Source organism: Nonomuraea sp. NPDC004702 (assembly GCF_053601695.1).
Genome location: NZ_JBSGCE010000008.1, coordinates 223,136 through 238,651, shown reverse-complemented (window position 1 = coordinate 238,651; position 15,516 = coordinate 223,136). Strand labels below are relative to the sequence as shown.

General features: G+C 65.7%; 11 protein-coding genes. 4 read left to right on the top strand and 7 right to left on the bottom strand.

Features of this window, described 5'->3' with window-relative positions; translation table 11 throughout:
* Nucleotides 1–559: 559 nt before the first annotated feature.
* The gene (locus tag ACWEJ6_RS13885; protein WP_452423797.1) at nucleotides 560–1,960 is read left to right on the top strand and encodes a replication initiator; all 1,401 of its coding nucleotides are present in this window, start codon (nucleotides 560–562) and stop codon (nucleotides 1,958–1,960) included.
* 99 nt (nucleotides 1,961–2,059) lie between these two features.
* Here ACWEJ6_RS13885 and ACWEJ6_RS13880 read toward each other — a convergent pair whose 3' ends face one another.
* Together ACWEJ6_RS13880 and ACWEJ6_RS13875 are read right to left on the bottom strand one after the other, a co-directional pair.
* Complete coding sequence (locus ACWEJ6_RS13880) at nucleotides 2,060–2,536, bottom strand: hypothetical protein (RefSeq protein WP_452423795.1); 477 nt, start codon at nucleotides 2,534–2,536, stop codon at nucleotides 2,060–2,062.
* Nucleotides 2,537–2,543: 7 nt separating this feature from the next.
* Nucleotides 2,544–3,785 carry a helix-turn-helix domain-containing protein gene (locus ACWEJ6_RS13875; protein WP_452423793.1) on the bottom strand — a complete coding sequence of 414 codons (1,242 nt, stop codon included), beginning with the start codon at nucleotides 3,783–3,785 and terminating at the stop codon, nucleotides 2,544–2,546.
* A 114-nt stretch (nucleotides 3,786–3,899) separates the two neighbouring features.
* Between ACWEJ6_RS13875 and ACWEJ6_RS13870 the strand changes: the two genes are divergently transcribed.
* Together ACWEJ6_RS13870 and ACWEJ6_RS13865 are read left to right on the top strand one after the other, a co-directional pair.
* Nucleotides 3,900–4,220 (top strand): hypothetical protein, encoded by a 321-nt coding sequence (locus ACWEJ6_RS13870; protein ID WP_452423791.1) that lies wholly within the window; start codon nucleotides 3,900–3,902, stop codon nucleotides 4,218–4,220.
* Nucleotides 4,221–5,321: 1,101 nt separating this feature from the next.
* Nucleotides 5,322–7,223 carry a hypothetical protein gene (locus ACWEJ6_RS13865; protein WP_452423789.1) on the top strand — a complete coding sequence of 634 codons (1,902 nt, stop codon included), beginning with the start codon at nucleotides 5,322–5,324 and terminating at the stop codon, nucleotides 7,221–7,223.
* A 503-nt stretch (nucleotides 7,224–7,726) separates the two neighbouring features.
* On the opposite strand, the gene msrA is transcribed toward ACWEJ6_RS13865, so the two are convergent.
* The gene (msrA, locus tag ACWEJ6_RS13860; protein ID WP_358290230.1) at nucleotides 7,727–8,389 is read right to left on the bottom strand and encodes a peptide-methionine (S)-S-oxide reductase MsrA; all 663 of its coding nucleotides are present in this window, start codon (nucleotides 8,387–8,389) and stop codon (nucleotides 7,727–7,729) included.
* Nucleotides 8,390–8,559: 170 nt separating this feature from the next.
* Between msrA and rarD the strand changes: the two genes are divergently transcribed.
* Nucleotides 8,560–9,489, top strand: coding sequence for an EamA family transporter RarD (gene rarD, locus ACWEJ6_RS13855; protein ID WP_387678083.1), 930 nt, complete (start codon nucleotides 8,560–8,562; stop codon nucleotides 9,487–9,489).
* Here rarD and ACWEJ6_RS13850 read toward each other — a convergent pair.
* Genes ACWEJ6_RS13850 through nuoL form a run of 4 tightly spaced genes read right to left on the bottom strand, consistent with a single transcriptional unit; the run spans nucleotide 9,451 to nucleotide 15,510 of the window.
* A complete protein-coding gene (locus tag ACWEJ6_RS13850; RefSeq protein ID WP_387678081.1) occupies nucleotides 9,451–10,440 on the bottom strand; it encodes a polyprenyl synthetase family protein in 990 nt (329 codons plus the stop codon). The two genes, rarD and ACWEJ6_RS13850, sit on opposite strands and share 39 nt — an antisense overlap.
* 11 nt (nucleotides 10,441–10,451) lie before the next feature.
* Nucleotides 10,452–12,041: an NADH-quinone oxidoreductase subunit NuoN gene (gene nuoN / locus ACWEJ6_RS13845; RefSeq protein WP_358290238.1), complete on the bottom strand. Its 1,590-nt coding sequence runs from the start codon at nucleotides 12,039–12,041 to the stop codon at nucleotides 10,452–10,454.
* Nucleotides 12,038–13,597: an NADH-quinone oxidoreductase subunit M gene (locus ACWEJ6_RS13840; RefSeq protein WP_352322502.1), complete on the bottom strand. Its 1,560-nt coding sequence runs from the start codon at nucleotides 13,595–13,597 to the stop codon at nucleotides 12,038–12,040. Before ACWEJ6_RS13840 ends, nuoN begins: the two co-directional genes overlap by 4 nt.
* Nucleotides 13,597–15,510, bottom strand: coding sequence for an NADH-quinone oxidoreductase subunit L (nuoL, locus tag ACWEJ6_RS13835; protein WP_357966359.1), 1,914 nt, complete (start codon nucleotides 15,508–15,510; stop codon nucleotides 13,597–13,599). Before nuoL ends, ACWEJ6_RS13840 begins: the two co-directional genes overlap by 1 nt.
* Nucleotides 15,511–15,516 lie beyond the last annotated feature (6 nt).

Here is a 15,516-nt window from a genome sequence, read left to right as displayed (position 1 = left end):
CGGCCGGACGTCTACGGTACGTACCGGACGTCTGCCCTCGGGTCGCCGCCGGAACTCCGACCTGCGTAGACACGTTCTTCGAGTGGTACAACGTACTCACACCAAGAGCCACCGTCCCTCTACAGCACGACCGCAGCGAACATCTCGGCGAATCACCTCAAGGCGCATAGACGATTCCGGGCAAGCACATCCACGACCACTGATGACCCGTCGGATTTCCCGGCCCGACGGCAGGTGTCCACAAAGAGCGCGCCATTCACCTCCTCGCCGCACTCCATTCCTGTTCTCTCGCTGCTGGTACCACCGCCAACGGCTGTCTTCAGGCTGCCTTGGCGCTGGCGTCTGGTCGTGCTCGTCAGGTACGGCGGTGGCTCCCGCCCACGAGCTGAGGAGGCCACCTGAACCAACCGAACGAGCTGTCTGCCCAGGAGTGGGGCAAGCAGCAAGCCGCACGATCCCCTCGCTGGTCAGAAGAGAAGTGGCAGCGCATCGCCACCGTGCTCGGCGTATGCGTCGCCCGCCAAACCTCGCCCGACGGCTCCTCCGGGAAGGACGCCGCATGAGCGAGGTTCCTCACCTGTCACCCGAGATGCGGGCTGTGATGCAGCGAGCGGCCATGCCCGACTTCGCCCGCTGGCAACAGATGGTCCACGCCACGGGCGGCTGCGCCCAACCGGTCCGGCTGCGCGGCGAGAGGTACACGCTGGACAGCCGGACGGGTGAAATCCTCGACATGTACCGGACCGCCGACGAGCCGACCGGCTTCCTGCTCACAGCCTGCGGCAACCGGCGCGCGTCCAGGTGCCCGGCATGCTCGGCGGTTTACAAGGACGACACGTACCACCTGATCATCACTGGCCTACGCGGCGGCAAGGGCGTTCCGGAGGCGGTCAGCCAGCATCCCCGAGCGTTTGTCACCTTCACCGCTCCATCCTTCGGTGCGGTCCACGCCCACCGCGAGCAGTCCGGCCGGACGCTCCCATGTCGTCCGCGCCGGGACCGTCCCGTCTGCGAGCATGGCCGGCAGAAGGGCTGCGGTTCGCGTCACGAACGCGATGACATCCAGGTCGGGCAGCCCTTGTGCGTGGACTGCTACGACTACATCGGAGCCGTCCTGTGGAACGCCCACGCAGGCATGCTCTGGCGGGAGTTCACCAAGACGGTGCCGAGCGTCCTGGCTCGTCTGCTCGGCATCACCCGCATGGAGCTACGCCGCACGATCCGCCTCTCGTACGCCAAGGTCGCCGAGTACCAAGCGCGCGGCCTGGTCCACTTCCATGCCATCGTCAGACTCGACGGACCGGACGGACCCGCCGACCGTCCTCCGGACCACATCACTATCAACCTGCTCGACCGGGCCATACGCCGGACCGCCAGTCAGGTCGCGGTCCGAATAGAGGACGGGCCGCCCTCACCTGTCCGGTGGGGCGATCAGCTCGACGTACGACCCGTATACGTCTCAGCCGAGCTGGGCGGACTGAGCGATCAGCGAGTCGCCGCGTACGTGGCCAAGTACGCCACTAAGGGAGCCGAGTCCGCAGGCACCGTAGACCGTCCGATTCGGCATGCCGGACAGATCGCCGACCTGGAGGTCACCGAGCACGCCCGCCGCATGATCTACACCTGTTTCAGCCTCGCCGAGCTCCATCCCTACCGAACCCTGCTCCTGCGACAGTGGGCGCACATGCTGGGCTACCGGGGACACTTCTCCACCAAGTCGCGCCACTACTCGATCAGACTCGGGGACCTTCGACAGGCCCGCGCCGACTTCCGCGCCGAGCAAGCCCGGCTGATCACTGGCACCCCGCCTCCCGATCCAGAGAAGACCGTGACGGTAGGCGAATGGCACTATGCCGGAAGCGGCCATCGCCACGGAGAGGCCTTCTGGGCCGAGGTAGCACGCCAACGGATCGCCACCGCTCGCGAGATCGCACGACAGCAAGCAGGCGAGAACCGATAGAACCCTGTGCCTCTAGACCTAGAGAGATCACCTCTAGGTCTAGAGGCACACCTAGAGGCTCATCAGCCGCCTGACCAGGCACCTAACGTCTAGAGGCTCCTAATCTCGCTGGGCTCCATCCGGCCAGATCACCCGTACGGGCACCTCCCGCCGCCGTGCCTCGGCCACCACGTCAGCAGTCCCGCCATAGCCTCGGGCCGGCTGCCCGTCCCAGACGGCGAACAACACATCGGCGTCGTCCAGCATCCGCGCGCTGGCCGTCATGTGCGACTCCGCGGTGGACTCCACAAAGTCCAGCCGGTGAGTTCGGACCGCCCGGCCCAGCAACTCGTCGTACGCAGCATGGCACTCGCCCGGCAGCCCGTCCCGATACTCCTTGGCCGGGATCACGGCTTCCAGCACGCCGCCGAGGTCGAGTACCGCGCGAGCGAAAATCTGATCAGCCCCGTCCGCCAGGCAGGACAATCCGGCGACTTCACGACCGTACTCCGCGAGCGCCTCACGTACCGCCCCGTCGATGAGTACGGCGGTTCCCTCCGGCAAGCCCCGATGGCCGGACACAGCGATGCGAACCATGATCCCCCTAGATCAGAGTGGCGTGAAGACGCTCGTCGAACGAGCGCAAACCGCTGGACGACGGCCCGGCATACGATCGCCGGAAGTTCTTGACCCGGTGCAGGACACGCTCGGAGCCATACGTCGTCGCCACCGTAAGCGCATTGGACGCCAGATACAGCGCCTCGTCATAGCGCCCCGACATGGCCTCAGCCGTCGCCACCTCTGTCATGAGCACACCCCGCTGCTTCGCACCGGGCTGGGCCGACGCAAGCGACTCGTTGAACGCGGCAACGGCTTCAACCGGCCGCTTGAGCCGTACCATCACCAGAGCCCGATATCCCGCCAGCTTCGCGCCATCGAACGGGAACACCCACGGCCAAAGCGGCGCGGCGGCCCGCTCACCAGCCCGTACCGCCGCCTCGGCCACACTCAACGCCTGAAGCGCCGCCGCCTCGTCCCGCGCGGTCGCATGGCCGAGCGCTTCGAGGCTCGACAGCCACGCGCGGGCGATGGCCGGTGGCCGCTCACCGATCTCCCGCCGCGCCCGCGCCAAGAGATTCAGTCCGATCAGCGGGTCGTTGGCGTCGATCTCGAACGCGGCCAGACTGCCGATCATGTACGCCGCCAGCAGCGCATGGTTGGCCTGTCGTGCACTGTCGACGGCGCGACGGTAGTAGAGCCGCGCCGAACCGGTGTCCTGCATTTCGGCGTGCACCCAAGCCGCGAAGCCTGCCGCCTCGCTCAGACCGGCCCGGATCTCGTCAGCATGCGGAGACCGCGACGCGCGGCCGAGAACGCGGCTCGCGAGATCGACCTGCGCCACAGCCGGCCTGGCGAGTTCGCGTGCAGGCGTGACGGCCTCCAACCGACGCTGGGCGCCGGTGATGCTGGTCAGCGTGGCAGCCGTCGTCTCGTCCACATCGGGACGCTTGGGCAGGGCCACCCCCGCCAGCGCGGTCAACGCCAGCGCCTTGCCGAAATCTCTGCGCTTCGTCGGATCGTCATCCCCTCGGGCTCCGAATCGGAGCAAGTGAAGCGGCACCCCGATCTGGATGGATATCTCCCGGACCTGGTCCACAGTGAGCGGCTGACGACCACGCAACACCTTGGACACCCAACTCTGGGAGTAGCCGACCGCCTCAGCGAGCTGGCCCTGCGTCCAACCCTGCGCCCGCCGCACCTCTTCGAGGATGGTTGGTAGATCGCACTCGGCGAGAGCGGCGGCCACGACTGGCCCGGACCAGAACTGCGGCGGTATCTGGGTCACAACGCTAGGTTAAGCCGCTGCCCTCGGCCGTACCGATATTCGTGACGGGAATACCCGTACCACCAGCAGCACTAGGCCGTTCACCTGCTGTTGCATGACAGCAACGCTCAGTACATGAACGAACTACCGCCTCACCCCTTGGCCGCCGCACAACAACTGGCTGCCGCCCTTGGGGACGAGGGAATCACTGCCGACGTCCATCACGACTACGGCACGCCCATGGTGTCGGTCTGGGTCGACCTGATCGTTTGGTGTGCGGATGGCACGTACTGGTGGCGCACCGGCTGGAACCCACGCAGACACCGACCGATCTACGCAGGCCACCCCTTCACCCAGCCAGCCCGCGCCGCCTACCGAGTCGCCCTCCGCTACACGCAACTGCGCATGTCGCATCCGCTCTCGTCACTGATCGCCGGAGCGCAGCCGTGCCCCTGACCGTGCAGCAAGTGCTCAACAGATTCCCCGGCTGGCAGATCACCGATATGCCCGGAGGCTGGGTCGCCATACGAGTCAACTTCCTACCTAAGGTCAGCGGTCTCTCCAACGTGCGTTGCGGAGAGACCTTGGAGGAGCTGGCCGGGAACCTACACGCCGAAATTAGGCTCCAGAAGTCACGGGCACCTGTCACAGGTGATTCCTCAGCTAACTGACCAGGAGCGCAGGGCTTCCAGGCCAAGCGGCAGAGGCGTTGCGGAAGCCCAAGTTCCCAATCCGACCTGCGCCTGATACCCGGTGGGCCGGGGCTGAGGGACGAAGCCCTGGACCGTCGATCGCCCCCAAACACCCTACGGCGACCAGCCATGGCAAGGCGATCGGGAGGCCCGCACCTCTACGGCGGAGTCAAAACATGGACCAAACCGCATTAGCAGCTCGGATCTCAGGCGTCCAGATCCGTCCAACCTGGATCGCGACGGCTCGGCGGTCCATCCAGAACGTACCGGGATGACGGCGAACTGCAACCCGTGCATGGTGATCACGCATGCGGCCTGGAGCAGTGCCGAGCTGGCCCCTAATCTGCCCCCATCCTCCTCGTAGCTGCCGATCCCCAAGGCCGGGTTCGCCGGGTCAAGGGGCGGCGGAGCCGATCGCGAAGCGACGCCGTAGGCGCCCTTGAGGCGGTGGGCACGGCCGGGACACTTGGGCAGCGAGGAGGACAGAAGTTACCGGACTGCGGGTAGAGAGCTCTCGTCACTCACACTTGCGCCGCGCTCTCCGGTTCCCCGACGTCCTGAAGGCGGGGCCCCGCTGACAGGAGGACCCCTAACTCAGAGCCTCCCCCAACAGGTACCTGGCTTCGGTTGTGGTTTGAGAGAATTGCTTCAGAACCTCTGAACAAGAACGCTGACGCTAGCTATGATCCTTCATGTGCTAGAAGAGAGCGTTGCCGAGGCACCTACTAGCGTGTTCCGACCGCTGCCTTGGATCACACGCGCCATGGGACTACCCCTGTTCCCAGGCACGTATAAAGAGTGGCCAGAACTTCTAAGGTCTTTGCTGACAGCATTCACCACAGAGACTCTTGCGTCCACTCGAATCATGTGGCCGCGGGGCAGTGATTCCCTGACGGCTGGCGAAGCCGCTAAAAACATTCGACGCACCGGCCTGATCACTCTGGATGGGCCCCATATCCGAGTCACACCTCAAGGAAAGCACTGGCTGGCTTCGGGTGACGACGAACTTCTCACTGTAATATTTCACTGTAATATTCGATTTATAGGAGAGCTACTACTAGCACTTTCCCAAGAGGGCGCACTTACCCATAACGAATTAATGGAAATAGCGGATACTCAATATGGTTTACACTGGAAGTCGGACACTCAGATCCGTAATCGCACAAATTGGCTCCGAACTTTAGGAATCCTAGACTTCTACAATAAACGTCTACATCTCACGGAAGCCGGACAGCGCGTTCTCGATAAAATAGAGGTCGCATCTCCACTATCCGATGCCGAACTACCTGCTCCATCAATCAGTGATCCAGCCCCTGCAGTAGCAGAGCTACTTGGGACTTTGAACGCCGCCACGCTCGCCAGTAGAGCCCGAGGCGGCATGCTCTACCTACCCAGGGACAAAAAATACTCGGACAAACTAGACGTTTTGACCGCATTTGCTGAGTTGGCGATACCGGCAGTCAAAACGACTGAGCTGAAAAGTTTCTGCGTCAGCGAGTTCAACATTCAGGACTCCTCAGCAGAATCTATCATCGGCTCCCTTAAAGCCTTGGGAATCATCGAACAAGTCTCATCGGACTCGTGGAGTACAACTGCGCTCGCTAAGTCATGGCTAGAAAGCCAGGATCCTCTAGATCTCGTCCGCATTGCGCATGCACACGTATGGTATTTCGGCGAGATCCTTCATGATCTGGATGACCCCAGTATCAGCCACTATCCGAAAGCGCTAGTGCAGCGCAGCGCCAACTATCACCCGGAAGGTCGTGGCCTTATAGACACGGCCATCAACAGTCGCGTGAGCATCCTAATAGCTTGCGGGCTGATTGAAAAATTAAGAACTACCGATTACCGCGTCACCTCCTTAGGTCGGCTCTTTCGCAGCACAATCCTTTGTCAGGATATCGCCTGCCCAAGCGAACCCAGCTCCGAAGTCGACGCTAAACCCCAGACTGCAGCAGATATATCACCCAACGCAGTAAGTGACGCTCAGACACTGGCCGACGAAATCGAGGCAGCTAGTATTGATAGCGCAAATTATCAGCGCCTTGAAAGAGCGGCTGTCGCGGCATTCAACTACCTCGGTATGCCCAGCAATCACATCGGAGGATCCGGCCGGCCAGATGGAACAGTACGAACTGGAATCGGCGTACAGAGCCAACTACTAACTCTTGAAACAAAGAGTTCAGCAACGGGTCGCGTCTCTGAAGAGGCAGCAAACCTTCTCGGGCTACCTGAACATAGAGAAAAGGCTGGCGCAGCACATACACTGCTAGTTGGTCCAGGATTTGACCGGCGACTCCAGCAGGCAGCAGACAGAGACCCGAATATCGCCGTGATTCTTGCTTCACTTCTTGCCGAAACGGTACGCCGACAAGCTATAACTCCTCTCACGGTGATGCAACTAGCACCTCTTGTGGATCCCGCCCTCAGTTGTGCGCAACGCGATGAAACGCTTTCTGGGCTATGGCGCCGAGAGGAGCGTCGTTCCAAGGTGGAACATGCCGTGATAGAGGTCCTTGAAGAAGAAGCTCTCAACCCGCTCCAAGAGGACGGATGGCTTGACCTTACGAGCATTCGTCGAGAGCTTCGTCGCTATGACTTTCTCGCCAGCGAAGAAGAGGTACTAGAAGCGTTAAGATTTCTGACCTCTCCAAGAATCGCAGTCGTAGAAGAATCTAAACACGGTTATCGTTCCTCGATGCCGAAAGCAGCGATAGCTCGAAGAATTCGAGCTATCGGCGAACAGTGGCAGCAGGCCAGCGGCTAGCGACGGGTCTTCCAGAGGGAGCACACCGTGACGTGAGGTCATCGTCCTGCGTGCTACTTCACTGCGGGCCGAGCACGGCCGTGCGCGAGAACGGCCCCTAGGCCGCACGCGCAGCGTGCGGCCGAGCGCAGGCCCGCACCGGCGGCGCGGAGCGCCGCCGCTTGATCTCCTAAGAGTGCAATTCGGCAAGCTTGAGCCTGCGGTGTCCTCAGCGGTAGCGGTCTGATGCGCAACATCAGGCCCAGATGATCGAGAGCTTGGCCGTGATATGCCTTTCGCCGTTCAAGCTCTTCGCCGTATCGCTGAAGGCGCGTGCGCGGTGCTGGCCGTGACCGGCCGAAGAGCCGCAGCGCGGCCAGCGACCGCCCGACGCGCGGCGGGCGGCCGCAGGCGGCACGCCCTTGAACCTGTAAGGAAGGTTGTCGCCGAAGACGGGTCTGGCCCATGGTCGACGCCGGACGTACCGGGCGACCATGAGCCAGGAACTAGCTATCTCCGCAGGTCTACGCCTCGCCGGAGGTCAGGCCCACCGGACAGGCCACGCCAGTCCCACCGATCCCGCAGTAGCCATTTTTGTTGCGGTGGAGGTACTGCTGGTGATAGTCCTCGGCGTAGTAGAAAGGCTTGGCCTGGGCTATTTCGGTGGTTATGGTGCCGTAGCCGGCCTGGGTGAGGACCTGCTGGTAGGCGGCGCGGGACGTCTCCGCCGCCTTCTCCTGCTCCGGCGAGTGGTAGTAGATCGCCGACCGGTACTGGGTGCCGGTGTCGTTGCCCTGCCGCATGCCCTGGGTCGGGTCGTGGTTCTCCCAGAAGACCTTCAGCAGCTCCTCGTACGACACCTGGGCCGGGTCGAACACCACCCGGACGGCCTCGGTGTGCCCGGTGAGGCCGCTGCAGACCTCCTCGTACGTCGGGTTGGGGGTGTAGCCTCCCTGGTAGCCGACGGCGGTCGTCACCACCCCGGGCGTCTGCCAGAACTTGCGCTCGGCCCCCCAGAAGCAGCCCAGCCCGAAGTCGGCCACCTCCAGGCCGGAGGGGTACGGCGGGGCGAGCGGGGCGTCGAGGACCGCGTGCCGCGCGGGCACGGGCATCGCCTCCGAGCGGCCCGGCAGAGCGTCCTCGGGTCGGACCATCGATGTCTTGTTGCCGCCGAACAGCCAGCCCATCGTGCCACCTCCATCAGGTGTCTCCACCCTACGCAAGCGCCGCGGGCGGCGGCGTGGCGTGGGTGGCGGGATTGCGCCTACACAACGCCCGAACAGTTAAGGACACCTAAACATTCCCGTATAGTGACACACATTTGTATTTAAGCTGGTAAGGCCCGAAAATGGGTTACATGCCTGACCTTCGGCGCGGTGTACTGTTCGGGATCGCCGCCTACACCATGTGGGGGCTGTTCCCCCTGTACTGGCCGCTGCTCAAACCGTCCGGAGCCGTGGAGATCCTGGCTCATCGGATGGTCTGGTCCCTGGTCGCCGTCGCCGTCGTGCTGGCCGTGCGCCGGCACTGGAGCTGGTTCAGGGAGCTGGCCCGGCAGCCGCGCAAGCTCGTCCTGCTGACGATCGCCGCCATCGTCATCACCGTCAACTGGGGCACCTACATCTACGCGGTCAACACCGGCCACGTGGTCGAGAGCGCCCTCGGGTACTTCATCAACCCGCTGGTCAGCGTGCTGTTCGGGGTGCTGGTGCTGCGGGAGCGGCTGCGTCCGCTGCAGTGGACGGCGGTCGGGTTCGCGGCGCTGGCGGTGGTCGTGCTGACCCTGGACTACGGCAGGCTCCCCTGGATCGCGCTCACGCTCGCCGTCAGCTTCGGCGTGTACGGGCTGGTCAAGAAGCAGGCGAACGTGGCCGCCACCGAGAGCCTGGCCGTCGAGACGCTGGTGCTGCTGCTGCCGGCGCTCGGGTACCTGATCTATCTGGAGTTCGCGGGGCAGGCCACGTTCGGGCAGCAGGGCTTCGGGCACGCGCTGCTGCTGGTGGGGGCCGGGATCATCACGGCCGTGCCGCTGATCTTCTTCGGCGCGGCGGCCATCCGGGTGCCGCTGAGCACCGTCGGGGTGCTGCAGTACATCGCGCCGATCCTGCAGTTCATCGTGGGGGTGACGATCGCCGGCGAGGTCATGCCGCCCAGCCGGTGGATCGGGTTCTCGATCGTGTGGCTGGCCCTGGCCATCTTCACCTACGACAGCCTCCGGGCGGCACGGACGGCCGCCCGGGTCAGGCGGTCAGCCCGAACGCTCGACCACGTAGTCGCAGAGAGCTAGGAACGCCGCCCTGGCCGGGATGTCGGGCAGGGCGGAGAGGTCGACGCGGGCCCGGTCGACCCACGCGGTCAGCTCGGCGCGGGCCCGCTCCATGGCCGGGTGGGCCCGCAGCAGGGTGAGCGCCTCCTCAACGTGCTCCTCCGGCACCGGGCCGGACAGCAGCTCGGTCAGCCGCGACTGCTCGCCGCTGGTGAGCGCGTAGAGGACCGGCAGGGTATGGACGCCCTCGCGCAGGTCGGTGCCGGGAGTCTTGCCCGACTGGGCGCCCGAGGAGGCCACGTCGAGCAGGTCGTCGCCGAGCTGCCAGGCCACGCCGACGGCCTCGCAGGCGCGGCTCAGCCGCTCCTCGACGTCGGCGGGGGCGCCGGACAGCAGCGCGCCGAACCGGCCGGAGGCGGCGATGAGGGAGCCCGTCTTGTCGGCCAGGACGCTCAGGTAGTGGCCGACGGGGTCCTCGCCGTCGCGCGGGCCGACCGTCTCGCGGATCTGCCCCTGGACGAGGCGGGAGAACGTCTGGGCCTGGATGCGGATGAGCTCGGGGCCGAGGTCGGCCAGGAGGTCCGAGGCCTGGGCGAACAGGTAGTCGCCGGTGAGGATCGCCACGGTGTTGTCCCAGCGGGCGTTGGCCGAGGGCGAGCCCCGGCGCACCGGGGCCTCGTCCATGACGTCGTCGTGGTAGAGCGAGCCCAGGTGGGTCAGTTCGATGACCACCGCGCCGGGCACGACACCCGGCGCGGACGGGTCGCCGAACTGGGCCGCGAGCAGCACCATCAGTGTGCGGAACCGCTTGCCGCCCGCCTCGATGAGGTGCTTGGACGCCTCCGTGACGAAGGCGTCCTCGCTCTCCACCGACGAGCGCAGGAGCTTCTCGACCGCGGCCAATCCGGTGGCCACGTCCTGCGCCAACCGTTCGTCCTCGATGGGAAGGTCAACCACGGGCGGCGCAGACATACGAGATCCCCTTATCTAATGAACAGTGCCGAAGCGGCGTCGTTGGCGACACCGAGGAGGGTCTCCGGGTAGAGCCCCACTCCTACGGTAACCAGCAGGGAAACGGCGATGACGGCCACGGTCCCCATACTGGGCACCGAGATCGCCGGGCCGTCGGCCGCGGGCTCGCTGAAGAACATCAGCACGATGACCCGGACGTAGAAGAACGCGGCGATGGCCGAGGCCACCACGCCCACCACGACCAGGCCGGCCATCCAGCCGCCCATCGAGTCGCCGGGCTGCGTGCCGCTGTTCAGCGCGGCCGCGAACACGGCGTACTTGCCGAAGAAGCCGCTGGTCAGCGGGATTCCGGCGAAGGCGAGCAGGAAGAAGGCGAACACCCCGGCGAGCACCGGCGAACGCTTGCCGAGCCCGGCCCAGCGCGACAGGTGTCCCGCCTCGCCGCCGGGGTCGCGCACCAGCGTGACCACCGCGAACGCGCCGACCGTGGTGATGCCGTAGACCGCCAGGTAGAACAGGATCGACTTGAGCGACTGGGCGTTCTGCCCGGCCGAGCCGAACGTCGCCATCACGCCGACGAGCAGGAAGCCCGCGTGCGCGATGGAGGAGTAGGCCAGCATGCGCTTGATGTCGGTCTGCGTGATCGCCAGGATCGAGCCGACGATCATCGTCAGGGCCGCGACGGCCCAGATGACCGGCCGCCAGTTCCAGTCCAGGTTGCCCAGACCGACCCAGAACACCCGCAGCAGGGCGCCGACGGCCGCGACGAGCGTGCCGGAGGCCATGAGAGCGGTGATGGGGGTCGGGGCGCCCTGGTAGACGTCGGGCTTCCACGCCTGGAAGGGCGCGGCGCCGATCTTGAACAGCAGGCCGACGCCGAGCAGCGCGAGCCCGGCCATGAGCAGCGGGTCGAGCAGCGCGCCCTTGGCCAGGGCGGCGTTGATCCCGGGCAGCGAGACGGTGCCCGCGTAGCCGTAGATCATGGCGGTGCCGTACAGGAAGAACGCCGAGGAGAACGCGCCGAGCAGGAAGTACTTCATCGAAGCCTCCTGCGACAGCAGGCGGCGCCGGCGGGCCAGGCCGCACAGCAGGTACAGCGGCAGCGACATGACCTCAAGGGCCACGAACATCGTCAGCAGGTCGTGCGAGGCCGGGAAGAGCAGCATGCCGCCGACCGCGAACAGCACCAGCGGGTAGACCTCGGTCTGCCCGGCGCCGTTGTCGGCCGCCTCGGCCTCCTCCTCGTCCGCGCTGCCCGGCACGGCCGCCGCCGAGGCCACGAAGTGGCCCTCGTCGTTGATCAGCAGCACCGACACGAACGACAGGACAATGATCACGCCCCAGATGAACAGCGCGGGACCGTCCACCGCGACCGCGCCCATGGCGGCGGCCTGGGTGGGCACGCCGCGCATGACCTGCAGGATGACCAGCGCGAACGCGCCGATCAGGCTGAGCAGCGTGAGCGGGACGTGGATGGACTTGCGCAGGTAGCGGGGCGCGAACGCCTCGACGAGCACGCCGATGCAGGCAGCGCCGAAGATGATCAGCAACGGCGCCAGCGTGCCGTACTCGATCGTCGGCGCTGGGATGACGTCGTTCACTGACCTGTCCCCTTCTCAGCGATGGTGGCAGTGGGTACGTGCACGTTGGTCAGCGTCTGCTGCACGGACGGGTTGATCACGTCGAGCAGCGGCTTGGGGAAGAAGCCGAACCCGATGATCAGCGCGACCAGCGGCGCCAGCACCCAGATCTCCCGGGCGTTGAGGTCCTTGAACGCCTTGACCGGCTCGGCGGTCGGGCCGTTCAGGGTGCGCTGGACCATCCACAGGATGTAGACGGCGGCCAGGATCACGGCCACCGCGGAGATGATCGCGGCCACCGTCAGCGCGCCGGAGCCGTGCGCCTCGCTGGAGTACGTGCCGATCATCACCATGAACTCGCTGACGAAGGACGACAGTCCGGGCAGCGAGAGACCGGCCAGACCGGCGACCAGGAAGAAGCCGGCGAGCACCGGGGCGACCTTCTGGACGCCGCCGTAGTCGGCGATGAACGGCGAGCCGCGCCGGGCGATGAGGAACCCGGCGGCGAGGAACAGCGCGCCCGTGGCGAAGCCGTGGTTGACCATGTAGAGGGCCGCGCCGGACTGGGCGACCGACGACATGGCGAAGACGCCGAGCACGATGAAGCCGAAGTGCGAGATCGACGTGTAGGCGATGAGCCGCTTCATGTCGGTCTGGCCGATGGCCACGATCGCGCCGTAGATGATGCTGATGACCGCCAGGACGACGATCGGCATCGTGAACGCCTTGGCCGCGTCGGGGAACAGCTCCAGGCAGAAGCGGAGCATGCCGAACGTGCCGACCTTGTCGAGCACGCCCACGAGCAGCACGGCGGCGCCGGCCGGGGCCTGGGCGGCCGCGTCGGGCAGCCAGGTGTGCACCGGCCAGAGCGGCGCCTTGATGGCGAAGGCGATGAAGAAGCCGCCGAACAACCACTTCTGCGTCGTCGGGTCCTTGATGGCCCCGACGAGCGGCTCGAACATGAACGTGCCCTTGTTCGCCAGCACGTACAGGCCGATGACCGCGACCAGCATGAGCAGGCCGCCGAAGAGCGAGTACAGCAGGAACTTGACGGCCGCGTACGACCGCTGGGCGCCGCCGTACGACCCGATCATGAAGTACATCGGGATCAGCATGGCTTCGAAGAACACGTAGAAGAGGAAGACGTCGGTCGCCGCGAAGACGCCGATCATCATCGTCTCAAGGACGAGCAGCAGCGAGAAGTACGTCTTGACCGACCGCTTGGGCGTGATCAGCGTGCCGTCCGCGGTCCTGACGCCGTCGGCGTCGTGCCAGGAGGCCAGGACGACGATCGGCACCAGCACGACCGACAGGGCGATCAGCACCAGGGCGACGCCGTCGACGCCGACCCCGAACTTCACGCCGAAGCTCGGGATCCAGTCGTACTCCGCCTTGAACTGGAAGCGCTCGCCACCGGGCTTGAACCCGGCGGCCATGACGCCCGTCAGCACCATCGTCAGCAGCGAGACCGCCAGCGTGACCTGCTTGGCCAGCTTGTCGCCGCCCTTGGGAAGCAGGGCCACCACGATGGCGCCCACAACGGGCACCGCCATGAGTATCGGGAGCCAGGGTGACATCAGATGTTCCCAACGAGGAGCAGGGCGCCGGTCAGCAGGGCGGCACCGATCAGGATGGACAGCGCGTACGTTCGCGCGAAGCCCGTCTGGAGCCTGCGCAGGCGACCCGAGCTCCCGCCGATGCCTGCCGCCAGACCGTTGACCAGCCCGTCGACGCCGCGGTTGTCGAAGAACACCGCGATGCGGGTCAGCCACTGGCCGGGACGCATGAACAGGGACTCGTTGAGGGCGTCGCCGTACAGGTCACGGCGGGCGAACGTGGTGAGGAAGGAGCCGCGCGGCTGCACCGAGGGCACCTCTGCCCGGCCGTACCTCATCCAGGCGAAGACCACACCGACGGCGACGAGCGCGAGGGTGGCCAGGCCGGGCGTGCTGGCGAACTGGAAGCTCGGGGCCTCCGCCTCGCCGCCCACGGCGGGCCGCAGGAAGTCGTACAGCCTGCCGCCCAGCACCAGGTAGGCGCCCAGACCGAGCGCTCCCAGCGACAGGATCATCAGCGGCACCGTCATGACGAGCGGCGACTCGTGCGGGTGGGCGTCGTCGGCCCAGCGCTTCTGGCCGAAGAAGGTCATGAAGACCATCCGCGACATGTAGAAGCCGGTGATGCCCGCGCCGAGCACGGCCAGCCAGCCCAGGATCGGCTGGTGGTGGACCGCGGTCTCGATGATGCCGTCCTTGGTGAAGTAGCCGGACAGCAGCGGGAACCCGATGATCGCCAGGTAGCCGATGAAGAACGTGACGAACGTGATCGGCATGAACTTGCGCAGGCCGCCGTACTTCCTCATGTTCACCTCGTCGTTCATGCCGTGCATGACCGATCCGGCGCCGAGGAACATGTCGGCCTTGAAGAAGCCGTGGGTGATCAGGTGGCCGATCGCGAAGGCGTAGCCCGCCGGGCCGAGGCCCGCGCCGAGCATCATGTAGCCGATCTGCGACATCGTCGAGCCGGCCAGGCCCTTCTTGATGTCGTCCTTCGCACAACCGATGATCGCACCGGCGAGCAGCGTGGCCGCGCCGACGATCGCGACGGCGAGCGCCGCGCCCGAGCCCTCGGGGAAGAAGAACGCGCCCGAGCGGACGACCAGGTAGACGCCGGCGGTGACCATGGTCGCCGCGTGGATCAGGGCCGAGACCGGGGTCGGGCCCTCCATGGCGTCGAGGAGCCAGGACTGCAGCGGGAGCTGCGCCGACTTGCCGCACGCGCCGAGGAGCAGCAGCAGGCCGATGGCGAGCATGGTGCCGTCGGAGGCGCCACCAGCGCCGATCTTCGCGCCGAGGTCCTTGAAGGCCAGGGTGCCGAACGACGTCCAGATGATGAACATGCCGACCAGCAGGCCGAAGTCACCGACGCGGTTGACGACGAACGCCTTCTTCGCCGCGACCGCCGCCGAGGGCTTGAACTGCCAGAACCCGATCAGCAGGTACGAGGCCAGGCCCACGCCCTCCCAGCCGATGAACAGGCCCACGTAGTTGTCGGCCAGCACCAGCAGGAGCATCGCGGCGACGAACAGGTTCAGGTACGCGAAGAACCTGCGCCGGTGCTCGTCGTGCGACATGTACCCGATGGAGTAGATGTGGATCAGCGATCCGACACCCGTGATGAGCAGCGCGAAGCTGATCGACAGCGGGTCGATGAGCAGGCCCATGTCGACCATGCCGGGGATGAACTCGTACAGGTGCACCGCCCGGCGGCGCTCCTCCTCGCCGAACCCGATCAGCTCGAAGAACGCGAGCACCGCCACCACGAACGAGGCCAGCGACATGACCACGCCCAGCAGATGGCCCCAGCGGTTGGTGAACTTGTTGAACACCAGCAGGATGAACGCCCCCACGAGCGGAAGGGCGATCATCAGCCAGGCGTTCCCGATCACACCGCCGACGTGAGGGGTGATCTGAGCGATTTCAGATTGCATCAGTCA